Raw genomic sequence first — 24,696 nt, 5'->3', positions numbered from 1 at the left:
TCAAGGTTTCAAAGCGACTGGCCGTCGTCCACGACAATATCAGAACCGGTGACCGAGCGGGATGCATCGGACGCAAAATAAAGCATCATTGCATCCAGCGATTCCTTTTCCTGCAGACGCCGCCGATGGAATCCCGCAATCTGTCCTTTGCCGCCTTCGGTCTGATACCAGTCGCCCTGAATCTCGGTGGCAATGTAACCGGGGTGAATCGTATTCACATTCACCCCCTGACGAACCCACTCACGCGCCATGTTTCGGCCCAGATGCGTCACCCCGGCCTTGGTTGCGGCATAGGCGCTGTCGCCATTGGCATTGAGCCGTGATGTAATCGATCCAATAATGGTAATCCGTCCGTTTTCCTTTTCCCGGCTGCCACTGGCGATCAGCCGTTTGGCCCCTTCGCGCGCAACGGAATAGACACCGGTAAAATTGGTGGCGACGAGGCGTTCGACATCTGCCAGCGGCAGATCAGTCGTCCGTCCAGCCGCGCTGAGGCCGGCATTGGCGACGATCGAATCAACCGTATCAAAGGTCGATTCCGCTGCATCATAAGCGGAAATGATCGATGCTTCATCCGTGACATCCAGCGGTACGGCCAAGGCCTTGCCGCCCTGGTTTTCAATTTCCGTGGCCAGCTGTGCCGTACGGTCTGTCCGCCGCGCTCCGAGCACGACCTGCGCTCCCGCCTGCGCAAACAACCGGGCAAAATGCGCGCCGAGGCCGGAGGATGCTCCAGCTATCAGGGCGGTTCTGCCGGTGAGCGAAAAAGGAATATCCATTGGCAAGCGTCTCCTGAAACTGACTGTCAAATTGGCTGTAGACCATTGCCTTTCGCTCGGCCAATATCGCTTTGCATAGGGGAGACAAAGATGCTCGATTCAAAACTCGACTATTCCGGAAAGACAGTCTGTATTGTGGGCGGATCCAGCGGGATTGGCAATGCGACAGCTCAGGCCTTTCGGGCATGCGGTGCCAATGTTCATGTCACAGGCACGCGAGCCGGGCCAGATGACTATGACAAGGCGCAAGGATCTGATCTCGAAGGGCTGTCTTATGCACAGGTCGATGCAGCCGACGACGCGGCCATCAATGCCTATTGCCAGACATTTGACCGACTGGATGTTCTGGTCTGCTCGCAAGGCATGGTGCTTTACAAGCGTGCGGAGTTTGAATCGGACAACTTCACCAAGGTGATTCAGGTCAATCTCAACAGCCTGATGACCTTCGCCGGAGCGTTCCATGACCTGCTCAAGCAAGCAAAAGGGTCGATGATCATCATCAGTTCGACTGCTGCTTTCCATGCCACAGTCGGAAATCCCGCCTATAATGCTTCGAAAACCGGGGCAATGGGCCTAACCAGAACTCTTGGCAAAGCCTGGGCACCGGATGGCATCCGGGTCAATGGCATTGCCCCGGGACTTATCGCCACCAAGATGACCGCCGTGACGACCGAGAACCCCAAAAGGCGGGAGGCGACCATTCGCAATATCCCGGTTGGCCGCATTGGCGATCCGGAGGACATGGCCGGATTATCGCTGTTTCTCGCCTCACCACTGGCCAGCTACATTGTCGGACAAACGATTATCGCGGATGGCGGATTGTTGCTTTAGTTCAGACAGTTGCCGGATCGTCGGTTACTGCTCTGCCCGTCCACCAGAACAAGAACACAGCGATCGTCAGGCTGACGACAACGGTGGTGATGACTGCATAGCTGAGCGACATCGAGCCATAAGCGTCCGCCCAGTTATCGCTCATCAAGCCAATCAAGGCCGGGCCTATGCCATATCCGAGCAGATTTATCGTCAAACTGCTGATCGATGATGCGGTTCCGCGTTCGGTTGGCAGGACCGAAGACTGCACCATGGAGATGGCGGCACCCTGCGTGGATACCAGAAGCACATAACCGATTATGTAGAGCGCAAGGGTGAGTTCGAGACTGCCTGCCAGCAGGCACAAGGTCCAGAACGGCAGGGTCAATGCCATGGCGACACTGCAATACCATGGCCGCCATTTGGGGTTTTTCTTCGCCAGAAAATCAGCCAGGTAGCCGCCCAAGATCATGCCGGGCACACCGCCGACAAACAAAGTCGCGCCGAGATAGACACCCGCTTCTCCCTGCGTCACGTCAAAATTGCGGATCAGGGTCGGGGCCATCCATATGGCAAATGCGAAGGAAGGGACATTGGTGAAAGAATTCGCCAGAACAACACGCCTGAAAACGGTATTCTTCCAGAGCGATCGCATCGTCATCATGAACGGTTGCTGCGTATCATCTCCGCCTTGCTGTGCACCTGGCTTGAAAAATTGTCCGCGCTTGGGTTCCCTGACCGTCAGATAGAGGATGATCCCCAGCAATATTCCCGGCAGGCCAAGGATGATGAAGGTCCAGCGCCAGCCATAGGATTCTGCGATCAATCCGCCGGCAGCATAGCCCAGCACCGGACCCAGAACCGCACCCACGGCAAATATTCCCATGGCCCGCGACAATTCATGCGGCGCGAAATAATCGGTGATGATGGAAACCGAGGGCGGACCGCCGCCGGCCTCCCCCACTCCCACGCCAAGGCGCGCCAGCAACAGGGTCCAGAACCCGACCGCTGCCCCACAAAGGGCCGCCATCAGGCTCCACAACGACAAGGCTATGGCCACCATGTTTTTGCGGTTGGTGCGATCCGCCAGACGCCCCGCCGGGATACCCAAAATCAGATAGAATGCCGTAAAGGCGGTCCCGGCCAACAAACCAATCTGGGTATCACTGAGCAGAAACTCGGCTTTGATATCCTCGATCAGAATCGACATGACCAGCCGGTCGGTGATGTTGAACATGAATGTCAGCATCAGCATGATCAGCACGTAATAGCGATAGATACCTCCGCCAGTTGGTGTCGCCTGATGAGCCATTTGCATCCCCTCCCAAAGGAAAGACGGGAATAGCGCGAAAAAGGGGGCGCAACCAGTCTGGCTGCACCCCCTTTAGTGATAGGTTTGTTCAAGCTACCCGAATCCGTTCATCCTGAGCTTGTCGAAGGATGCCTGGAATATTCGGCTTTGCCAACCATGCCTCGACAAGCTCAGCACGAGCGGCAACGAACTACCTCAAGCCGCGTTGAGCTTGATATGCCGGCGCATATGATGGTCGACGCTGCCAAATTCACCTTCAATGATCGAAAGCCGTTTGAAGTAACTGCCGACCGCCAGCTCGTCTGTCATGCCCATGCCGCCATGAGTTTGAATGGCGTTCTGGCCAATGAAGCGCGCGGACTGGCCGATCCGCACCTTTGAAGACGATACCGTCTGCTTGCGCGTCGCGTCATCTTCATCCAGCTTGATCGTCGCCAGATAGGACATGGACACCGATTGCTCATATTCCATCAACATGTCGGCCATCCGGTGCTGGAGCACCTGAAAAGAACCAATCGCGGTGCCAAATTGCTTGCGCTGGCGCGAATAGTCCAATGTCATTTCGTTGGTCACTTTCATCACCCCGGTTGCTTCCGCGCAAACCGCTGCAGTGGCTTCGTCGACAACTTTTTCAACAAGCGGCAAACCATTGTCCGCATCACCGATCAGTGCATCGCCGGAAAGTTTGACATTTTCAAAATAGACTTCCGATGCCCGGCGCCCGTCAACCGTGCCATAATCGCGAAGGCTGACGCCATCCGCATTTTTGGCAACGATGAATACGGACACACCACCTGCATCGCGCTGGTCACCGGATGTCCGGGCCGTCACGACAAAATGCGTCGCCCAAGGCGCGCCAATCACAACCGCTTTGTGACCATTAAGGACATAGTCGCCGCCATCCGCTTTCGCCGTGGTTTGCAGATCCGCAAGATCGTAGCGTCCGCGTGGTTCCGCATAGGCAAAAGCAAAAACCATCTCACCGGAGATAATGCCGCCAAGATACTCTTCTTTCTGCGCCGCGGTACCTGCATGTTTCAGGAAGCCACCTCCGCAGACCACGCTGGGCACGAAGGGCTCGACCGCCAGGCCTTTGCCAAATTCTTCCATGATCAGCATGGTTTCGGTTGGGCCGCCGCCAAAGCCGCCATCTTCTTCGCTAAATGGTGCTGCGAGCATGCCCAGCTCCGCCAGTTGCGCCCATAGTTCGGGACGCCATCCGGCTTCACTCTCAATCACTTCGCGGCGCGTATCCCATTCATATTGCTCGCGGATCAGGCGGGAAATGCCGTCGCGAACCATATTCTGTTCGTCGGTAAAATTGAAATCCATCTGTCTGTTACTCCTGCGTCAGGCGATTAAAGCCCGAGAATCATCTTGGTGATAATATTGCGCTGGATCTCGTTGGATCCGCCGTAAATCGAGGTTTTGCGCATATTGAAATAGGTCGGGGCCGCATGATGGGCATAGTCCGGTCCGATCGGGAAATCGTTGGAACCATCATCCGGGAAGCTTCGGAAATCCGGTGTGCCATAATGGCCAACGGCTTCAAGGGTCAGCTCCGTCAAACGTTGCTGGATTTCCGTACCCTTCACTTTCAGCAACGAGCTTTCAGGACCAGGTCCCTTGCCGGCCTGTTCACCGGCCAGCGTGCGCAGCTCGGTAATCTCCAGTGCCGCCAGATCGATTTCCAGTTGGCTGATCTTGCGGGCAAAACCCATATCTTCGATCAGCGGCTTGCCGTCGAGCAATTCCGATGCTGCAATTTCCTTGAGCTGTTCGACACCGCGTTTGGACCGTGCGACGCCGGCAATACCCGAGCGTTCGTGGGCAAGCAGGAATTTGGCATAGGTCCAGCCCTTATTCTCTTCGCCGATCAGGTTGGTCGCCGGGACGCGCACGTCCGTGAGCCAGACCTCGTTCACTTCGTAGCCGCCATCGATCAACTTGATCGGCCGGACTTCAATACCCGGTGTTTTCATGTCGACCAGAATGAAGCTGATGCCCATTTGCGGTTTGGGCGCATCGGGATCGGTGCGGCACAGGAAGAAGCCCCAGTCGGCGTGCTGCGCCAAAGTTGTCCAGGTCTTCTGTCCGTTGATGATATAATCATCACCATCGCGGACAGCCGTGGTTTTCAACGAGGCGAGGTCAGAACCGGCTCCCGGTTCGGAATAGCCCTGACACCACCATACATCACCGCTTTGAATGCCGGGAAGATGCTCCGCTTTCTGTTCCTCATTGCCAAAGGTGTAGATCACCGGACCGACCATCGCGACGCCAAAGGGCAAAGGCATGATCGCATTGACACGCGCATTTTCTTCCGACCAGATATAACGCTGTGTCGGCGTCCAGCCGGTTCCGCCATATTGTTCGGGCCATGCCGGCGTGGACCAGCCCTTTTTGCCAAGGATCTTGTGCCAGGCAGCCATATCTTCCGGTCCGAGCTCATCCTGAACGCCTCTCCCTTCAATATGTTTGGGATAGTTATTCTCGATAAAGCTCCGCACTTCGGCGCGGAATGCATTTTCCTCTTCGGTGAATTCCAGGTTCATAGGGATGTCTCCATTGGCAAATTTGCAGCAAACATAGGCCAAAAACGGCGAAAAACAAGCGATTCGAGCGCTCAGTCGGGTGACGCTACGGCAAGCTGGACTTGCTCAGACCTTTCGAACATGCCTGCGGCCTGGATCAGCTACCCGGACTAGCTGCCCGTCACATCATGTCCGTATAGCCAGTCCAGTTGCCGTTCGACGACGGTCGGTGCAATCTTTCCCGCGAGCCAGACCGGGCTCTGGGGCCGCCGGTGATGAAAGAGTTCCATATTGACGCGTGCGGCCGCCTGAACACGGGTGACCCGCGCGATCCGGGTTTGAAAATATGATTCCAGAGCAACCGCTATATCATCTGCATCAGATAAAAGCCTGGCGAGCACATAACTATCCTCGATCGCCTGCACCGCGCCTTGCGCCATAAAAGGCAGCATCGGATGGGCCGCATCGCCCAGCAGGACCACTCTCTCGTCAGACCAGCGATCCAGGGGTTTTCGATCGAACAGCGCCCAGCGATAATGATGGTCGGCTTTTTCAATCAATGTCCGGATGATCGGATGCCAGCCCGCAAAATCCGCCAGCGCTTCCTCGCGCGAGCCCGCTTCCGTCCAGCTTTCCTTTTGCCAGTCATCACGCTCCACCACCCCAACAAAATTGGCCAGTTCCCCGCCGCGAAGCAAATAGGTTACCGCATGTTGCCCGGACCCGGTCCAGACGCTTGCAGCCGGCGGAGGAACATGTCGTCCCAGCCGCAAAACCGGAACCACCGCACGCCACGCAACATTGCCCGTGAATTGCGGTGCCTCGGGCCCAAGCATCTGGGTACGGATGACCGAATTTATCCCGTCTGCGCCAATCAGTACATCGCCGTCCACGCTTGTTCCGTTTGCCAGTTCAGCCTCTGCGCTGTCTGCTTTCTGCCAATACCCGGTCACTTCAACCCCGGTGCGCACCGCCTTCACAGCGTTGCTATCCAGAGCCTGCGTCAAAACAGAAATCAGGTCGGCGCGATGAATATGTATGTAAGGCGCACCATAGGCCTGTTCCATCTGATCACCCATCGCGCTGACCATGATGACCCGACCGCTTTTCCCTTTGCGAAACTGACTCGCGCGCGGCCGGAATCCGGCAGCTTCAATCGCGGGCCCCAGTCCCAGCGTCTGGAACACCTGCATGCCATTGGGACTGATTTGAATGCCCGCTCCGACCTCCTCAATCGCGGCCGCCCGCTCGAGTACCGAAACTTCCCAGCCAAAATGACGGAAACACAAAGCTGCGGTCAGTCCGCCAATACCTGCGCCGACAATGACCGCCTTCATGATCGGTCGGTTTCCTGAGAAAATTTATCCTTGCGACGCTTGCCAAATCGCATCCCGCGCTCCAGCTTTCCGCGCAATGCCGTATAATAGGCCTCGAGGAAAATCCGTTCATCACCATGGCCGGGTTCCCAACCGATTTTGGCGCATATCGATGCGGCTACGGTTTGCAGGGCTTCCTCGGACCCTTTTCGCAAAACACTTTCCAGTGTCTGCAATTCATACTCGCCATAGACGGCCAGATCGGCATCGGAAAACTGATATCTACTGCCCTGGCTATTGCCGGTTTTGTCATCAACCTGAAGATCAGTTGATGGTGCAACCACATCGCCCAACTTGCGTTTGGGATTTTGGATGACCCACGTGCCTGCAATCAAATCCCCACAGCGCAGCCGGTCCTTGTTGAACAGGGGAAAGAGCAGGAACATCAGCACCCAGACAAACCCGGCCCAGGCCGTAAAGCTGGTCATCGATCCGTCTGACGTGCCCGAGCTCAGAAATACCAGAGGCAGGAAAAGTTCAATGTCGCGGATGATATTTCGCGCGATAACCGCTTCGGCGGTCAGCTGCCCGCCATCGCGCGCGGCCACCCGAATTCCCACGGCGCGTTTTCCCCAGGTGGCAGCACGGTCGCCCAGTTCAAAATAGAGAAAATAAGCGTTTCGAAAGAGAAAAATTGCGATAATCCAGATCACGATCACGACATTGAGCGGTCCGCTGGCTTCTGCTTCCAAATCTCCGCCGAACGCCGATGCAAAACCCATCCATGCCAGCAGTCCGAGCAAGGAAACGACAAATATCAATGACAATATGATGATGATATCCAGCATCAGCGCTCCGGCACGCGCACCGGCCGGGGCCACGGCAACATTCAACGACACGCCCTCTGGCGAAATCATTACGCGATCCAGTTTGGTATCTCTCACGCGTCGAACCGATGACACAGCTGCGGTGTCAGTCATGATTCTCCTCCCCGGGCACGGCGTCCGAACAGGAAGAAATAGATGAGCCAGAATGCCAGCATGAACCCGCCGACCGCGTAGCGCGCACCGGTATTGTTGATCAGCTGGCGAGCGAAACCTTCCAGCAATCCGGCGCAAATGAGCATGATGATCACGCCCGTCATCACCACGGCGGCACGTTTGCCTGCGCTGCTGGCCGCTGCCAGGTGAGACCGCGTACCGGGAAAGGCAATTGACCGGCCAACATGGATTCCTGCGGCTCCGGCAAGCAATATCGCAAATAGTTCGGTCGTGCCGTGGATCGAAAGCCAGCCAACAAATTCCGCAGTCAGGCCGCGCTGTGCGAACACCCAGATCATCGCACCGAGCAATGCGAGATTGTGAATGAGCAGCAATATGCTCGGAATGGCGAAAGCAAAGCCCAGCGCAAATGCCAATATCGCCACCTGCGCATTATTGCTGAACAGAAACGCTGCAAACACGCCCAGCCCGTCCTGATTTTCGGTGCCAAACAACGTCCCGCGCAACGCTTGTTCCGTCGCTCCGGGTACCCGTACATCGGTGAAATTGGCTGGGACGAGAGCGTAAAACCAGTCGCTGTCGCTTGCTACAAGCGCGTAACCGACAATGGCTCCGGCAATCATGACCAGCAACGCTACCCAGATTTCCATCTGGATCGCCTGCACCGCCCGGCTCCAGCCTCCGCCGAAAAATTCGCGCAACCAGCGGCCAAAGCTCGTCTGGGTGCCATAGACCAGAAAATATGATCGCAAAGCCAGGCCTTCGAGATAATCAATCAATCCGGCGTCGAGAGAATTTTCACGCGCAATGGACAGGCTCGACAACAGCGTCCGGTAAAGCGTTGGCAATGCAAGCACATCCTCGTCAGACAGCCGGCGTGCCTTGCCTTTTTCCATCCGGGTGACAATGTCTTCCAGCCGAAGCCAGTCCGCCTCCCGTTCCAGCCGGAACCGGTCACTCTTGAGCGCGGCGGACTGGAGCGCCTGGCCGGATACCGGAGTGTCGATGACATCGGCCATCAGATTTGCCCGCGCCGTTTGATCTTCAGATAGCCATTGATCAGCCGTGTTCCAATTTCGGTGTGCCGGCCTTCGACGACATCAATGCCCATGTGCTGCAGCCGTGTGACGACCATTTTTTTCTGATCAAGCAGGCTTTGTGCGGTTACACTGCGTGCCACGTCACCGGCGGTTTCGGGCCGCTTTTCGACAAATCCCGACAATTCTTCATCTTCGAGTATGACAAACAGCACGAGATGCTTGTCGATCAACCGCGCGGCTGCCTCCAGCATCATGTCAGCGCTGGTCGGATCGGTGAAATCGGTAAAGATGATAATCAGTGACCGCCGTTTCAGACGATCGGACAGCGATGACAGGGCCAGCGTGTAGTTGCTCTCCTGATGGCGATAATCAATTGTCGCGGCTTCCCGCTGCAAGCGATGAAAATTCGCGCTCCCGGACAGGAACGGCGTCGACAGTTCGGGCTTTGCCGCGAAACTGAACAAGCTTGTTCGATCGCCGGATTTCAAGGATATATAGGCGGTTAGCAAAGCCGCTGATACAGCGCGATCGATGCGCGGTAATCCATCAATCGGTTCACACATGGTCGACCCGCAATCGAGGGCGAAGACAATCTGATTGTTGCGTTCGGTATCATATTCCTTGGCGAGCAATTTGCTGTGCCGGGCAGACCCTTTCCAGTCGATGCTGCGCCGGTCCATGCCAGGCTGATAGTCCGCCAGCGCCTCAAACTCGCTGCCTTCGCCGCGAAACTTGCGGGCGAGCAAGCCGAGCATCGAATCGCGCAGGAACATCTGGACCGTCGGACTGCGTACCGCAGAAATGTTGGGGACAACGGCGATTGACTGGTCCGATTTCCGGGTCACCTGTCGCCACGCCAGTCCCAGCGGGCCGGTCCAGCGCAGCCATATCGTTCCGACCTCTGCCGCACCCCGGCGCTGCGGCACAGCTTCAATCTGCCCCTGATAAACCGTTTTTCCTCCAGCGCCGCGCTGCAGGGCAAATTGCAGTCCGCCCCTTTCGGACAACCTGTCATCAACGCCCAGACTGCCCCTAATGGAGCGCGGTTTCATCAGCCCGCTGAGTTCCGCTTCAACCCCCAGGCCAAGCTTTTCCCCAATCTCGGCCGATTTCGGAACCGCAAGCCTGACAGCGCCGGCACGGGCAGCAATTAATCCGTCAACAATCAGCAAAATGACCAGCATCGCCGCCCAGGCAATTCCGATCGCCCACAATCCCGGCAAAAGTGCCGCGAGCACAGCGGCGATCGGTGCTCCGATTACGATCAGCAAGACAGCTCGGGTCGTCGGATAGATCAACGCGGGGCTTCCGTCTGTTCCACCAGAGTTTCGACAATTGCATCGACATTGCGTCCCTCGATCTCTGCCGCCGGAGACAAAAGCGTCCGATGGCGGAGCACGGATGGTGCCAGAGCTTTGACATCATCCGGAATGACATAGTCCCGTCCCGATATCGCGGCGCGGGCGCGCGCTGCGCTGGCCAGCATGATCGCAGCACGCGGACTGGCGCCGTTTTCCAGATCTGCAGTTTCGCGGGTGGCGCGGACAAGGCGGACAATATAATCCACGACATCTTCCACCAGCTTGACGGTTTTTGTCACTTCACTGGCCGCGATCAGCGTCTTTTCATCTGCTTGCGCCGAGATGCCAAAATCAGCCGGGCCCGGTGCGCCGGACCGTTCGCCATAACGCGAAACAATCATCTTCTCTTCCGCGGCATCCGGATATTGAACGAGCAGTTTGAACAGAAAGCGGTCAAGCTGTGCCTCGGGCAATGGATATACTCCCTGCTGCTCAATCGGATTCTGGGTTGCAACCACCATGAAGCGCGAGGACAGCTTGTGGGTTTCACCATCAATGGTGACTGCGCGTTCCTGCATCGCTTCGAGCATCGCCGCCTGGGTTTTGGGCGGCGTCCGGTTGATCTCGTCCGCCAGCAACAGATCACAGAATATGGGGCCGCGGGTCAGCGTAAAGCTGCTGGTCTGGAAATTGAACAGATTGGATCCGATAATATCACCTGGCATCAGATCAGGCGTGAACTGGATTCTGCCGAAATCGAGGTTGAGCGTCGCCGAAAAGCATTGCGCAAGAAAGGTTTTGGCGGTGCCCGGCGGGCCTTCCAGCAACACATGTCCAGATGAGAAAAGCGCGATAAGCAAATGGTCGACAATCTCTTCCTGCCCGATAATCGCCTTGCCCACTTCGGCGCGGATATTGTCCGCCAGTGTTTTCAATTCCCCAATGTTCATCCGGTTTTTTCCTTTTTCCAATGGTAGAGCGCGGCGGCTCGGTCGGCCGTCTCGCGTGAATTTGTCGCGCGGCTGAGGTCGTGGACCAGCGCGGTGAATCGATTGCCGTTTACTTCTCCCAGCTCATCCAGTTTCTGCCGGATCTCGGCGTGGCTGACTGTGGGAGAAATGCCGGCGGCTTTGGCTGCCTGCGCCTGGATCAGGTCGGCATAGGGATCGGCGACCAGATATTCCCGCTGCATCCGATGGATGAAACCAGCGCTGTTATTGACCAGTGCAGTTTTCCCGAATTCAATACTGCGCGCATCACGGGCGGGCGGTCCAAAGCGGTTGAAGCCCATCCATGCCGCCGCCAGCGCAGCAATAATCAGGCAAATGGTTGCCGAGAAAAACGGCGGCTCAAATGCCAGCGTCAGCAGGTTTTCAGAAGCCCCCAGTCCGTTGAAAGTCAAATCGAACGTCACAGTTTCCGACCCGCCCATCGATGCCGCTGCAATCAATGCCAGAGCATGGCGCGCCGTTTTCTGATCCGCCATTCCCGCATTGTTGAGCAGATCCGCATCCGCCACGAAAACAACCGGAAAATAGGATTCGTCAATATCCTCTTCATTGGTGATTTGCGATTCGTCGAGACTGTCCAGTTGGGCATATACGCCGCCGTCATCCAGATAAGCGATCAGCGCACCGCCACTGTCGGGATCGGTGACAATATTGCGGATCGTTGCACCGCTGATCGTCACCGGATTTTGCGGAGGAGAGATCGCGATATCCATTGCGGAGCGGGCAAGAGGTCGCGATGAGGGTTTCGGATCATCTTCTCCCAGATCGGGAATGTTGATTTCGACCTCTGCCATTTCCGCAAGCAAATTTACGCTGTCCTCTGCCGCGACCAGACCTCCCCGCTGCACCCATCCCTTTTTCAATGTCGGCAGACTGCCGACATACCATTTGGGCAGGATGATCATGGTCGGACCGACATAGGCGCGGTTATCGATAACCTGGTTGAGCGCTTCGGCATCGCTATAGGGCGGCGGAGTGAGAATCAGCAGACCTTCCTTGTCGAGGCCTGCAGCGGTTCTGGAAAATTCTACGCGCGTTCCGGTTTTTTCCAGCAAATTGACCAGCCCCTTGAAGCCAACAATGCTGTTGGACGCGCCATGTGCCTGTCCATTTTGTCCGGAGTTCAGTCGGTCGCCTGTTCCCAGACCGTAGAGCAGCGCGACGAAGGCAGCAAAACCGATCACGAACATGATGACAATGGCTGTCCGCTGGAAAGGATTGGCCTGCATGCTCATCCGGCAGATGCCTTTACGCGCCCAGGCGTATTGTTGCGCCAGGTGTCAGACAATGCAAATGCTCCATAGGCGTCACGGGATGCAGCCCAGCCCTCTTCTCCGATCGGCATGGCTGCGAATATCCCGCGTTCGACATGACCGGCAATCACACCAAACATGGTGCGCGCATTTTCAGGCAAGCTCTCAAAATTCCCGATTTCCCGAGACGTGCTTGATGGCCGTAAAAGTTCAGGCCGCCGTCGTTCGATATCCTCAATACTGCGAAACAGCAGCAGATGCACAGCATCATTGAACAACCCTTTTTTGGCCAGTGCTTCCGCTTCATCTAGCAGTTGTCTGGCCGCACCTTCCTCCGGGCGCCATTCGTCGTCCGGGACCGCTTTCGCGCGGCGCCAGTTGTCGACATAGGGCGCCAACATCATCCACAGCAGAGCCAGGACGCCGATCGCCAGCAGTACCAGCAACACTATTCTCAAAACCGGCCAGGCCGCGACGACAATCTCTGCCACCGGGCTCAGAACATCAGTCAGCCATTCCAGAAAATCCTTCCACCATTGCGGCAGCTCTTCTGGGGGTTCGGGCGTGGTCGCGGTGAATTGAATATCTTCGTCGCCGCGCACATCTTTCCAGGCGGCGTCAAAAGATGCGCTGTCATTTCCGCCCTGTTCTTGCGCATCATTTGCCACAGTCAGGATGTTGCAGAAACCGCGGATCGGGGCAAGTGTCTAGATCGGTTCATCAGGAAGGACTTTACCCCGACGATCTTCTGTGACAGCTTGACAAAGATACAGGGAACATCGGGGGAAACATGGCAGACGCAAACGCAAAAATTGATATCAGCCGTATCCTGAACAACACGATCGGCGTCATTGGCCGCCATCCGTTTATTTATCTGGGACTGTCTCTGCTGATCGTCGGCATCCCCAATGCACTGCTGGAAACCATGCAGGGCGGCCCGATGACCGATAGTGGCAACTTCGGCTTCTCCGCGAGTTACTCGGCTCAGGGTTTTGGTTTTATCGCACTGATGGTCTTGTCAATAATTGCGCAAGCCACGTTGATTGTGGCGACGATCAATGACCTCGGCGGAAAACCGGTAAGCATGGGAGAGTGCTTCTCCAAAGCCGTGAACAAGTTTCTACCGCTGCTCGGACTGGGAATCATAGTTGCAATCGGGGTCGGACTCGGGTTTTTGCTGCTGATCGTACCCGGCGTCATTCTCATCCTGATGTGGTTCGTTGCAACGCCTGTGATGATGGCGGAAGATAAAGGCGTGTTCGATTCACTGAGCCGCAGCGCAGAATTGACCTCTGGTTCAAAAGGTACGCTTTTCATTCTTGCGATTATCTTTTTCGTGATTGCGATGATCATCGGAGTTTTGCTGACGATGTTTGGTTCCATGGGCACCGTGGTGCTAGGACTTTTCACCATGTTGACCAATACCATTACCGGCGCGTTACAGGGGGCGGGCGTGGCATCTGCCTATGTTGAACTGCGCGCAGTGAAAGAAGGCACGGATACAGAAACACTGGCAGATGTCTTTGCCTGATCTCCTACTTGTTGGAGTTTCAGTTGGAGAATAGCGTTCCGGAATCGGCGATCCGAATATCCGATCGGGCGTCCAGCGCGTCCAGTATCCAATATTTGTGCCAGGCCCCGAACAGGATCAAAATCCGCTTCTCCTGACCGTCAAGGTCATCGAGTGCCGAAGCCATTTTCGCGAAATGAGCGCGGTTGATCGCCTCCCAGCCGCCGGCGCCGAGGTCACTGCCGAATAGCCGTTCATAGCTTTCCTGCCGCGTGCGAACGGCCAGGTCATATTTGTGGCTGTGAATGAAATCGGGATTGTCAGACTTGCCTGAAACCGCACGACCATATTTTTGAATAGCAGATTGATAGGCGCTCCAGTCATCCGTCCGCGCGGGATCGCCTTCAATCTGTTTCAGGGCAGCGCGCCGCTCATCGGCCAGTTCCCGAGACCAGGCAGCAACCGGAACCACAGTGAAACCCATTTGGTTCTGCAGCGGGAATACAACATCGATCAGTTCCGGAAAATCGTCCGCGCGGCTTTCGCGCACCTCACCGAATTGCGCATAGTTTTCGGCCGCCACAGCATAGCGGTCAGGCGGTAACTCCACCATCACCACGTCCGGATCAAATTTCACAATCACTGCTTCGAGCACCGCAAGCGAATAGGTCTCGCTGCGCCGATGCTGGCCGTGAATGGCACCGATCACCGCGACGGTATTGACGCCCGGTATATGGGCTTCTGGCGGCGTATCAGGTTCAGCTGCATCCGAACATCCTGCCAAAATCAGCAAAAATGCAGAAAAGAAGGCCGCCAGGCTATTTCTCATCCAGCACCTTTGCCAGACTCACCATGGCATAGACCATTGGCGGGACAATGATGAACGACAGCACCACTTTGGCCAGCATCTGACCAGCGAGCAAGGAACCAATCGGAAACTCGCCATAGAAAGCGAGGGTGATGAAGATAACAGAATCAATCGCCTGCGAAATGGCGGACGCTATCCCGCCACGAACCATCAGCGCGACATTGCCATCGCCGCCGCTGCCGCGCAGTCTGTCAAAAATATAGACGTTGAGAAAAAGCGACACGCCATATGCAAATGGTCCCGCTGCCATGATCCGCGGAGTCTGGTTGAGGACCGTCTCGAACGCGTTGATATTCTCCACCGGCATTTTTTCGGAAGGCGGCAATCCCATGACGATAAGGATCAGAAAGATCGAGGCCGCCAGCGGCAAGAATCCCCAGAGAACGAGCTTGTTCGCCTGTTCACGCCCGTAATGCTGGGAAACGCTGCTCGACAAAACCACCAGCATCAGAAACGGGAAAATCCCCGCCTCTACGGCCAGCGGTCCGAGTGCCACCTGTTTGAAACCCAGCACCCCGGCAATCACGGTCATGCCGCCATAAAGTACTGCGAAAACAAACAGGGAACGGGGAATGAGGTTGGTCTTTATCTGGTCTGTCATGGGAAAGCCCTAGCGCGAACCTGCTCCAAAAAAAAGGAATAGTGACTCCCGGATTTTTTGCTCTAGGAAGAAAATGACAAGCGACATAGCGACAGGTTCGGGTTCAAAGGGGTTTTTGTGCAAAGACTAGCGGTTTATTGTGGTTCCAGCATGGGAAATGATCCCTATTTCGCTGAATTGGCAAACCAGCTCGGCGAGCGGATGGCGGAACGCGGCATTGATCTCGTCTATGGCGGCGGCAAGCTGGGACTGATGGGCGTCATCGCCGATACCGTTCTGGCGAACGGCGGGAAAGTCTATGGGGTTATTCCCGAAATATTGCGGAATCACGAAGTGGCACATCCGGATCTGACGGAACTTCATATCGTCGACGGCATGCACGAACGCAAAGCAAAAATGACCGAACTGACCGATGCCTTTGTTGCCATTCCGGGCGGCATTGGCACGCTCGACGAATTGTTCGAGGCCTGGACATGGAATGCGCTGGGCTATCATGCCAAGCCCTTTGGTCTGCTTAACATCAATGGATATTGGGACAATCTGACTGCCTTTCTCGACAATGTTGCCGGTCACGGCTTCATGTCAGAGGCCCGGCGGCAGCAATTGCTGATATCGGACAATATGGATGATATTCTGGATCAACTCGCAGCAAAGGCCACTGGCCAACAGGGGAAAGTAACGTGGTAAAAAATGGCGTGGCAACAAACAGGGTGAACCGAAAATGACGTCATTTCTGACCAGCCTTGCCGGAATTGTGTTGATTCTTTTACTCGCGCTGGCGCTGTCCACAGATCGCAAGAATATCCGCTTGCGCGTTGTCGGCGCAGCGTTCGCGCTGCAGGCCGGTATTGCGGTGCTGGTCCTTTATGTTCCGACCGGCAAGAACGTCATCGCCGCTATGGCTAGCGGCGTCTCTGAATTGCTGGGCTATGCTGCGGCAGGAACGAACTTCATCTTTGGTCCCTTGGCCAGCCCGGACATAGGCGGCAACAGTTTCGCCATAGCTGCCCTGCCGGTCATCATTTTTTTCTCGGCCTTGATTTCGATTCTTTATTATCTCGGGATCATGCAGTTCATCATCAAATGGGTTGGCGGGGGAATCCAGAAGGTAACCGGGATATCTAAAGTGGAATCCCTGTGTGCAGCAGCCAATATTTTCGTGGGTCAGTCAGAATCCCCTTTGGTCATTCGCCCTTATCTTGCCAGCCTGACCCAGTCGCAACTGTTTACGGTGATGAGCGTCGGCATGGCCGGTGTTGCGGGCACGATCCTGGCTGCCTATGCCGCAATGGGCATCCGGATTGACTATCTGCTGGCAGCCGCATTCATGTCCGCACCCGGCGGGATCATGATGGCGAAAATCATCATGCCGGACAATCCCGATGACCCCGCACCGGAAGAGCTGGTCGTCGCGGTGGAATATGAAGAAGAGAAACCGGCCAATATCATTATGGCAGCCGGAATGGGTGCCCAAACCGGCGTCAAGCTGGCCGTTGCAGTTGGTGCAATGGTTCTCGCATTTGTCGCGCTTGTGGCTCTCGCCAATGGTTTGCTGGGCGGAGTTGGCGGATGGTTCGGCTATCCCGAACTCAGTTTTCAGCAAGTCATCGGCTATGTATTTGCACCGATCATGTATCTGCTCGGTGTACCATGGGATGAGGCTCTGCGCGCGGGCGGGTTGTTCGGTACCAAAGTGGTCCTGAATGAATTCGTCGCGTTTATCGAACTGGGCAAAATGCAAGACGGCATTTCTCCGCTTACAAACGCGATTGTCATTTTCGCACTTTGCGGCTTTGCCAATTTCAGCAGCATCGCCATCCAGCTTGCGGTAACCGGCGGACTGGCTCCCAATCAGCGGCCAGTGATTGCGAAGCTCGGACTGCGCGCCCTCGCCGCAGGATCGCTAGCAAATCTGACGAGCGCGGCCCTGGCAGGAATATTATTGTCCTTTGCTTGATTCACATCAATTGACAAATCACCTCAGCCGAGCATCATAGAGACATGTCTCAAAGCCCTACCCAGAACTCCGCCCAAAACCCGGACAACCTGTCATCCGTTTCGCTGGCCCTGTCCGATCAGGATCCGGATGCCTTTGCCGCACAGATTGGTCGGTCCTTTTCCGACTGGGGCTTTGCCGTCGTCGCGGATCACGGCATTCCCGACGAACTGATCGCGCGCGCCGAGAGCATGTCCCGTGCCTTCTTCGCATTGCCGGAAGAGGTGAAAAGAAAATACTTCGTCACCGGCGGCGGCGGCGCCCGGGGATACACGCCATTTGGTACGGAAGTGGCAAAGGATTCGACAATTCATGATCTCAAGGAATTCTGGCATATCGGCCGCCAGCTTTCCGAAGGCCACCCGTTTGAAGCGTTTATGGATCCCAATATCTGGCCGGAAGAGATAGCCGGTTTTCAGGAATGTTATGACGAACTGTTTGCGGCGTTCGACACAGCCGGTGGCCGCATACTCGAAGCAATTGCGCGGTTCCTGAATCTGCCGCCAAAATTTTTTGACGACACGGTCCGCGACGGTAACTCCGTGCTTCGGCTGATTCACTACCCGCCGGTACCGGCCGACTCTCCCGCGGTGCGGGCCGCGGCCCATGAGGATATCAACACGATCACATTGCTGATTGGTGCGGAAGAAGCCGGACTGGAACTGCTCGACAAACAGGGCAATTGGCGGCCCGTCACACCAAAGCCGGGCGAACTGGCCGTCAATATCGGCGACATGCTGCAGCGACTCTCCAATAATCAATTGCCTTCGACGACGCACAGGGTCGTCAATCCGGCTCCGGAACGTCGGGGACACTCCCGGTTCTCAATGCCATTTTTCCTGCATTTCCGGCCTGACTATCTGATCGAGACATTGCCCCAGTGCGTCGATGCATCTCGTTCCAATCAATATCCCGAGCCGATAACTGCTCATGAATATCTCCAGCAACGCCTTCGCGAAATCGGACTGGCATGATTGTCAGCGTTGAACCGACGGCAACATGACAATCAAGGCAATCGGAATTTCCGGCGGCAGCTGTTCGGGCAAGTCGACATTGGCGCGTCATCTGTTTGAAAGCTTGGGGCCTGAACTATGCGTGATCTTGCCGCAGGATGATTATTTCTTCGGCTATGGCGACGCACCGGCTGGCAAGGGTGGTCCCAATTTCGATCATCCGAATGCCGTCGATTTTGACAAGCTGACACATCAGCTCACGCAGCTGAAGCAGGGCGAAACAATTGACCGCCCGCTTTATGACTTTCCCACCCATTTGCCCAAGGTTGAAACCTGCCGAACCGAACCGCGTCCGATCATATTGGTCGATGGCATATTGATCCTGCATCACGCGCCGTTGCGCGCGCTGTTTGATCTGTCGATATTTGTCGAGTGCGCGGAAGACCTCCGTCTGGCGCGCCGCGTGGATCGGGATGTCCGCGAACGGGGCCGGACCGCCGACTCGGTCCGCCAGGTATTTGCCGATCAGGTCGCCCCGATGCATAATAGCTATGTAGAGCCGTGCCGGGAAGTTGCTGACGTCGTGGTAAATTCGCAACAGTCAGAACGGGCCCTCGCTGCCGAATTCAACGCGATCTCGGAGACAATAGCTCTTATGATTCAATAGGATAATTGCTGCTGTCGGCAGAAACGCGCTTGATCTCCTCTGCTTTGCGCCAGCTGGATAAGCTGTGGACAAAAAACAAATTGCTGCGATGCAAAATAAAGTCGTTGCGATTGAGACAAAACTGTCATTTTAGAAGAATAAAGCGACCTTGCTTTTCGAAATCCTGTGAGACGGTGAAGCTGCTCATATGTCCATGCGGACGCAATTTTTTGTGTGACAATTACGGGGAATGTAACCATGAAAATCAAATATCTTTTGGCAGCCAGTGTTGTCAGCCTATCCACTGCGGGCCTGATGGCAACTCCAGCTGCCGCGCAGCAGATTACTTCTGGTGTTGAGGGCCAGGTCAAAGACGAAAATGGCAATCCGCTGCCGGGTGCCACAGTAACGGTTACTGATACGCGTACCGGATCGACGAGGACAATGACTGCCAGCGGGAGCGGTAGCTTCTCGGCGCAAGGTCTGGTCGCGGGCGGTCCTTACACGATCACCGCAACTGCCTCAGGGTTCGAAGGTCAAAGCGTCGAAAATCAGTCACTGAGTGTCAGTGGTAGCCTGCGTTTGACATTTGCATTAGCAGCCAGCACCAATGAAGACGTCATCGTGGTTACCGCATCTCGCGTGTCGGCGGCTCAGCTCGCGGTTGGTCCGAGTCAATCATTTGATCTCGAGACGCTGGAAGGCTTTCCGTCAATTACCCGCAATGTCAGCGACATTATCCGGATCGACCCGCGCGTCAGTCTCGACCGGAACAATGAAGTGGACCGGATCAGCTGTCTTGGCGGCAATGATCGTTCCAATACCTTTACCGTTGACGGTATCGTGCAGTCCGATGTCTTCGGCTTGAACGGCACACCATCCGCATCACGAAACACTTTCCCGATCCCATTCGATGCCATTCGCCAGACCTCCGTCGAATTCGCACCGTTCGATGTGGAATATTCCGACTTTACCGGTTGTGCGATCAACGTCGTCACCAAATCGGGTGAAAACCAGTTCCATGGCTCTGCTTTCTATACTTTCACCAATCAAGATCTGCGCGGCGATGAAGCCGGCCCCTTGGCATCAGTCGTTGCTCCATTTTCCGAAAAACGCTGGGGTGCAACGCTGTCCGGTCCGATCATTCCTGATCGCTTGTTCTTTTTCGTTGGTTATGAAGAAACCGATCTTGGCAATGCAAATGAATTTGGCCCTGCAGGCGCTGGCTTCCCGAACGAAGCCGATTTTGTCACACAGGCACAGTTTGACCAGTTCGCCAATATCGCAAACACGCTTTATGGACAGGATGTTGGTGGCTATCCGCAGAACCTGCCAGAAACCAGCGTCCGCTATTTCGGTCGCCTTGATGCTTATCTCACCGATAATCATCGTCTTGAAGCGACCTATCAGCGCCTGGAAGAAACCAATGTTGAATCGGATACCGGTACGAACAATCTGACCGGCTTGAACAGCTTTGAAGATGAAGGCACGGTTTCGGATTATTATTCCGTTCGTCTCTATTCCGACTGGACGGACCGGATTTCGACGGAACTTCGCGTGTCACGCGCTGAAGTTGGTGACAAACAGGGGCCGTTTGGCGGCGGTGAAGCCCAAGACGATACTCCAATCGTCCGGCTAGTCGTTGGCGTGCAAGGGCCAACTGAAAATGGTCTTCTTTCTACTGGCCCGGGTATTTTCCGTTCCGCCAACCAGCTCGATACCAAAATCGACCAGGCGCGTTTCGTGATGAATATCGACGCCGGTGATCACAAGATCAAACTCGGCGCGGAACTCAACGATCTCGAAGTATTCAACCTTTTTGCAATCAATGCGACCGGATCAATCTTCTTCCGCAATCTGACGGATTTCCAAAATGGTGTTGTCGCAGACGGTAGTGGTTCCAGTGTTTTTGCCAGCGCCGATGATTTGATTGTGGGCGGCCGCTTCGGTTTCAATGGCGGAGCAACAATCGCCACATCTGCAACCGGCGACATTAATGACGCCAGCGCTACATTCAGCCGGCAAATTTATTCCTTCTTCGCACAAGACGAATGGCAGGCCACTGATCAGTTGAGTCTGACTGCCGGTGTTCGCGTACAGCTCTATGATGGTGTAGGTGTCCCGCGCAACAACCCGTTGTTCCAGCAGCGCTTTGGGTTTTCCAACAGCGTACCGTTCAGCAGCCTGGACACTGTCATCCTACCACGTTTTTCGGCAACCTATGACCTGTTCAACGAGGGCTTCTTCAGCAACACGACATTCACCGGCGGCGTTGGCCTGTTTTCTGGAGGCGACCCTGTTGTCTTCTATTCGAACGCATTTTCCAATGACGGCTTTGCCTCCGCCAATGGCGACACGTTTGACGGGGAGTGTGCAGGATTACTCGATGCCAATGGCAACTTCAACGTCTTGAATGGCGGACAGTTCACAGGTATCCCGCAATGCGCAGTGCAGGCGGCAATCAACAATGCTACTCGCGGTGGAGCCGATGTCAAATCCACCGATCCCAATTTTAAAGTTCCTACAGTGCTTCGAGCAAATCTTGGCATCGACACCACAATCGGAGCCCAGAGTGGCTTCTTTTCAAACTGGAACCTGAAGCTTGATTACATCTATTCGCGGTTTATCAACCCTATCAACATCAATGACCTGGTTCAAATTCCCAACCCAAGCGAGGGCCTGAACGGCTTCGCCATTGATGGTCGTCCGATTATTGCGGCCATAGACCCGTTAAACCCGGATTGTAATGCACAATTGGTCGGAACCGGCGGAACACCGCCAACTTATACAGGCGTTACAGATGACTGCTTCGTTAATAATGTCACTGGTCGCTCAGTAGGCTTGGATGATTTCAACCAGCTGACCAATGGACCTTCCTATGACAGTCACGTTTTTTCGATTGCTTTCGCGAAGCGTTTTGAAAGCGGCGTGTTCACCGATGGTGGCAATGTCAATCTGAGCCTTGGCTACGCGTTTACGGACTCGAACAACACGCGAAACGTATTTGGAGCCACCGCGAATGGCAACTTTGAAGATACGGCCGCTTTCGATTTCCAGGACCCTGCTATCTCGACATCGAATTTCGAAACCCGTCACAGGTTCACTGTCGCAGCAAACTTCCGCGAGGAATTTTTTGACGATTACTCGACGCAATTAGGCATGTTTTTCTCAGCCCAATCAGGCCGACCTTATAGCTTGACCTTTAGCGGTGACGGATTCCAGGATTCAACATCTGGCGACAACAACGCTCTGTTGTACATCCCGACCGGCATCAGCGATCCAAATCTATCACCTCTGTCGACAGCGACTGCAGCCGACATAAACAGCCTGCAAAATGTCATTTCGGGACTAAACTGTAGCTTCACACCCGGTCAGACTATTCGCCGCAATACCTGCCGCAATGATTGGGTCTTTGACATGGATCTTCGCCTCAGCCAAGAGATTCCAGGGCCTGGTCGCTTGTTCGGCGTGGAAGACAGAATCGAGCTGTTTGCTGATTTTGACAACTTCCTGAACTTCATTGATCCCGACTGGAACGTGCTCCGCAATCGCGAAGATGAAGATGGTCTGGTCAATCTGATCGGCACGTCCGGAGTGGATGCGAATGGACTGTACATTCTTGACAGCCTGAACGGAGGGATTCCGGATAATCAGGAAACCCTGCGCTTTTCCAATTCGGTCTGGCGGATCCAGGTCGGTGTTCGTTACGAATTCTGATCGATTGATCATCACAAATTTCAAACCGGCGGCTCTGCAAGGGGTCGCCGGTTTTTTTGTGCCTGACGTTATTGTTTAGCTGCGCGTCCAGGCCGATACGCCGGCAGCGGCAATGGTCGCGTCTCCGATGACATAATGATTTTGCCCGGCGTCCGGCATCAGATCAGTCAGATTAATGGCTTCGGTGCCATAGTTAAACGCAAAGCAGGTTTCTCCGAGCCGGCGCAAACGCAAATCGGCTGGCAGTTCGATAACCGCCAGTTTGGCTTCCTCCGCCATGCGCCGGAACATTCGCTTCAGCAGCACATCATCAGCCCATCCGGCAAGATAGCGCATATTCTCTGAAACAAACACGACCCCGCGACCGTCGTTCAGCGCTTCTTCCGCTGACAGCCGGGTGTCAACATGTTCGATCCACCGGGCAATCTCAAAATCTTCGCCCCGTTCGACAAATCCCGGACGCAGGCTTTCGACGCGTGTCACTTTCAGGGGGATCAGATCCTGCAATTCGCCGGGCGCAAGATTGTCAGGGATTGAAAAATGCGCGGTCTTGCTGCCACTGCGCGGGCCGATCAGAACCGGTATGGACAGTTGCTGCAATTTTTTGAGGACGCCGGCCCCGATAATTGGCAGACTGGGCGCGACAACCATCTGGTGATCCGCCAGATCCGCATTCGGCGAGACAATATCGACGTTCAGGCCCAACTGGCGCAAAGCGCTGTACATGCTGAAAACCAGCTGGAGATACTGAAAGCTCTGTCCTTGTGGCTGTGTCTCAAACAGCCACGCGGCTTCGTAGGAAAAGAGCAAAGCCACCGTTGGGGCCGCCTTGCCCGGTTCAGCCACAGCCGGGATTTCTGTTGCAACCTGACGCGCTTCTTTCGCGCCCTGATCTTCCATATTGTCGGGCCGAAGCAGACCGGCATGCATTTGCTCCTGCGCAAACGGGGCCTGTCGCCAGCGGAAATAAGAGACCAGTTCGGCACCGTGGGCCATCGCTTCCAATGTCCACAGACGCACCATCCCGGGCAGGGGTGCAGGATTATAACGCGCCCAGTTTACCGGACCCGGCTGTTGTTCCATGACCGACCAGCGCCCGCCGGTACAGCCGCGATAGAGATCATGATGGAACGCTGCGATATCGGGATGTCCCTGCCGGGCATAGCGCAGTTTCTCGGCATCACTGAACCAGAATTGCTCCAGAAATCCGAGCGGATAGCTGTCCCAGCTCGCCACATCCAGATCCTGACCGACCTTGTGGTGATCAAATTCGGTGTAGAAACCCATATAATTGTGAACGACATCCCGTCCCGGCGCGTGGGCACGAATGATATCCGCCTGCAATTTGTTGAACGTGACAACCTCATCCGAGGCGAACCGGCGGTAATCCAGAACATGCACCGGATTGGGCTCGGTCACGGTCAGATTGGGCGGATCAATCTCCGCAAAATCCCGATATTCCATGCTCCAGAAGACATTGCCCCAGGCTTTGTTCAAAGCATTCACATTTTCATATTTCGCAGCCAGCCAGTTTCGGAATCCCTGCGCCGCAGCCTGCGAATAGCTAACGACAGTATCATGGCAGCCATATTCATTGTCGGTCTGCCACGCTGCAATTGCGGGATGGTTGCCGTAGCGCTGTGCCAGAGCTGTGACGATCCGCTTGCATTCGGTGCGATAGCCTTGATGGGAAAAGCAATAATGTCGCCGCGAACCAAAGCCACGCGGTTTGCCGTCAGCATCAATCGCGACCATATCCGGCATGCTGTCAACCAGCCATTTGGGCGGGGTCGCGGTCGGGGTTCCCAATATGATTTCGAGACCGGCATCGCCCAGTATCCCGATTGCCCGGTCCAGCCAGGCCCAGTCAAATTGACCCGGTTCGGGCTCAATCCGGCTCCAGGCAAATTCTCCAATCCGGACTTGCGACAGACCCATTTCAACCATCCGGGTGGCATCTTCGCTCCAGATTTCTTCTGGCCAATGTTCCGGATAGTAGCAGCTGCCGAGTTTCATATGCGTGTCTGTCCTCTATTTTGGCGATCGCCT

21 protein-coding genes are annotated in these 24,696 nt (G+C 55.4%); 7 read left to right on the top strand and 14 right to left on the bottom strand.

Features of this window, described 5'->3' with window-relative positions:
* Window positions 1–8: 8 nt before the first annotated feature.
* Entirely contained in the window at window positions 9–779 is a 771-nt protein-coding gene (locus tag ABJI30_RS00405) for an SDR family NAD(P)-dependent oxidoreductase (RefSeq protein WP_348014918.1), read from the bottom strand.
* 90 nt (window positions 780–869) lie between these two features.
* Here ABJI30_RS00405 and ABJI30_RS00400 point away from each other — a divergent pair, with 90 nt between their 5' ends.
* A complete protein-coding gene (locus tag ABJI30_RS00400; protein WP_348014917.1) occupies window positions 870–1,610 on the top strand; it encodes an SDR family oxidoreductase in 741 nt (246 codons plus the stop codon).
* Between the two features lies 1 nt (window position 1,611).
* On the opposite strand, the gene ABJI30_RS00395 is transcribed toward ABJI30_RS00400, so the two are convergent.
* The 10 genes from ABJI30_RS00395 to ABJI30_RS00350 all read right to left on the bottom strand — a co-directional run bounded on the left by ABJI30_RS00395 (window position 1,612) and on the right by ABJI30_RS00350 (window position 13,024).
* Window positions 1,612–2,901 carry an MFS transporter gene (locus tag ABJI30_RS00395; RefSeq protein WP_348014916.1) on the bottom strand — a complete coding sequence of 430 codons (1,290 nt, stop codon included), beginning with the start codon at window positions 2,899–2,901 and terminating at the stop codon, window positions 1,612–1,614.
* Window positions 2,902–3,096: 195 nt separating this feature from the next.
* The gene (locus tag ABJI30_RS00390) at window positions 3,097–4,233 is read right to left on the bottom strand and encodes an acyl-CoA dehydrogenase family protein (protein ID WP_348014915.1); all 1,137 of its coding nucleotides are present in this window, start codon (window positions 4,231–4,233) and stop codon (window positions 3,097–3,099) included.
* 26 nt (window positions 4,234–4,259) lie between these two features.
* Window positions 4,260–5,456, bottom strand: coding sequence for an acyl-CoA dehydrogenase family protein (locus tag ABJI30_RS00385; protein WP_348014914.1), 1,197 nt, complete (start codon window positions 5,454–5,456; stop codon window positions 4,260–4,262).
* A 149-nt stretch (window positions 5,457–5,605) separates the two neighbouring features.
* The gene (locus tag ABJI30_RS00380; protein ID WP_348014913.1) at window positions 5,606–6,772 is read right to left on the bottom strand and encodes an FAD-dependent monooxygenase; all 1,167 of its coding nucleotides are present in this window, start codon (window positions 6,770–6,772) and stop codon (window positions 5,606–5,608) included.
* On the bottom strand, window positions 6,769–7,731 hold the full coding sequence (locus ABJI30_RS00375) for an RDD family protein (protein WP_348014912.1): 963 nt from the start codon (window positions 7,729–7,731) through the stop codon (window positions 6,769–6,771). The genes ABJI30_RS00380 and ABJI30_RS00375 overlap by 4 nt, the downstream gene beginning before the upstream one ends.
* Window positions 7,728–8,771, bottom strand: coding sequence for a stage II sporulation protein M (locus ABJI30_RS00370; protein ID WP_348014911.1), 1,044 nt, complete (start codon window positions 8,769–8,771; stop codon window positions 7,728–7,730). Before ABJI30_RS00370 ends, ABJI30_RS00375 begins: the two co-directional genes overlap by 4 nt.
* Window positions 8,771–10,090, bottom strand: coding sequence for a DUF58 domain-containing protein (locus ABJI30_RS00365; RefSeq protein WP_348014910.1), 1,320 nt, complete (start codon window positions 10,088–10,090; stop codon window positions 8,771–8,773). The genes ABJI30_RS00370 and ABJI30_RS00365 overlap by 1 nt, the downstream gene beginning before the upstream one ends.
* Window positions 10,087–11,043 (bottom strand): MoxR family ATPase, encoded by a 957-nt coding sequence (locus ABJI30_RS00360; RefSeq protein WP_348014909.1) that lies wholly within the window; start codon window positions 11,041–11,043, stop codon window positions 10,087–10,089. Before ABJI30_RS00360 ends, ABJI30_RS00365 begins: the two co-directional genes overlap by 4 nt.
* Complete coding sequence (locus ABJI30_RS00355; RefSeq protein WP_348014908.1) at window positions 11,040–12,338, bottom strand: hypothetical protein; 1,299 nt, start codon at window positions 12,336–12,338, stop codon at window positions 11,040–11,042. The genes ABJI30_RS00360 and ABJI30_RS00355 overlap by 4 nt, the downstream gene beginning before the upstream one ends.
* Window positions 12,335–13,024: a hypothetical protein gene (locus ABJI30_RS00350; protein ID WP_348014907.1), complete on the bottom strand. Its 690-nt coding sequence runs from the start codon at window positions 13,022–13,024 to the stop codon at window positions 12,335–12,337. The genes ABJI30_RS00355 and ABJI30_RS00350 overlap by 4 nt, the downstream gene beginning before the upstream one ends.
* A 122-nt stretch (window positions 13,025–13,146) precedes the next feature.
* On the opposite strand from ABJI30_RS00350, the gene ABJI30_RS00345 reads away from it, so the two are divergent.
* Window positions 13,147–13,887, top strand: a complete 741-nt coding sequence (locus tag ABJI30_RS00345; protein WP_348014906.1) for a hypothetical protein — start codon at window positions 13,147–13,149, stop codon at window positions 13,885–13,887.
* 19 nt (window positions 13,888–13,906) lie between these two features.
* Here the strand turns inward: ABJI30_RS00345 and ABJI30_RS00340 are convergent, their stop codons facing one another.
* Both ABJI30_RS00340 and ABJI30_RS00335 read right to left on the bottom strand, forming a co-directional pair.
* Entirely contained in the window at window positions 13,907–14,695 is a 789-nt protein-coding gene (locus ABJI30_RS00340; protein WP_348014905.1) for a hypothetical protein, read from the bottom strand.
* Complete coding sequence (locus ABJI30_RS00335; protein WP_348014904.1) at window positions 14,685–15,335, bottom strand: queuosine precursor transporter; 651 nt, start codon at window positions 15,333–15,335, stop codon at window positions 14,685–14,687. Before ABJI30_RS00335 ends, ABJI30_RS00340 begins: the two co-directional genes overlap by 11 nt.
* A 117-nt stretch (window positions 15,336–15,452) precedes the next feature.
* On the opposite strand from ABJI30_RS00335, the gene ABJI30_RS00330 reads away from it, so the two are divergent.
* The 5 genes from ABJI30_RS00330 (at window position 15,453) to ABJI30_RS00310 (ending at window position 22,647) form a co-directional block, all read left to right on the top strand.
* A complete protein-coding gene (locus tag ABJI30_RS00330) occupies window positions 15,453–16,022 on the top strand; it encodes a TIGR00730 family Rossman fold protein (protein WP_348014903.1) in 570 nt (189 codons plus the stop codon).
* Window positions 16,023–16,056: 34 nt separating this feature from the next.
* Window positions 16,057–17,292: a NupC/NupG family nucleoside CNT transporter gene (locus ABJI30_RS00325; protein WP_348014902.1), complete on the top strand. Its 1,236-nt coding sequence runs from the start codon at window positions 16,057–16,059 to the stop codon at window positions 17,290–17,292.
* Between the two features lie 44 nt (window positions 17,293–17,336).
* Window positions 17,337–18,305, top strand: coding sequence for a 2-oxoglutarate and iron-dependent oxygenase domain-containing protein (locus ABJI30_RS00320; protein ID WP_348014901.1), 969 nt, complete (start codon window positions 17,337–17,339; stop codon window positions 18,303–18,305).
* A 25-nt stretch (window positions 18,306–18,330) separates the two neighbouring features.
* The gene (gene udk / locus ABJI30_RS00315; protein WP_348014900.1) at window positions 18,331–18,951 is read left to right on the top strand and encodes a uridine kinase; all 621 of its coding nucleotides are present in this window, start codon (window positions 18,331–18,333) and stop codon (window positions 18,949–18,951) included.
* A gap of 237 nt (window positions 18,952–19,188) precedes the next feature.
* A complete protein-coding gene (locus ABJI30_RS00310; RefSeq protein WP_348014899.1) occupies window positions 19,189–22,647 on the top strand; it encodes a TonB-dependent receptor in 3,459 nt (1,152 codons plus the stop codon).
* A gap of 75 nt (window positions 22,648–22,722) precedes the next feature.
* Here the strand turns inward: ABJI30_RS00310 and ABJI30_RS00305 are convergent, their stop codons facing one another.
* A complete protein-coding gene (locus ABJI30_RS00305) occupies window positions 22,723–24,663 on the bottom strand; it encodes a beta-galactosidase (RefSeq protein WP_348014898.1) in 1,941 nt (646 codons plus the stop codon).
* Between the last annotated feature and the right edge of the window lie 33 nt (window positions 24,664–24,696).

The organism is Parasphingorhabdus sp. (genome assembly GCF_039968395.1).
In the GTDB taxonomy this organism is placed as follows: domain Bacteria; phylum Pseudomonadota; class Alphaproteobacteria; order Sphingomonadales; family Sphingomonadaceae; genus Parasphingorhabdus.
The sequence above is the reverse complement of the archived record's forward strand: the minus strand, read 5'-3'. Positions and strand labels throughout refer to the sequence as shown.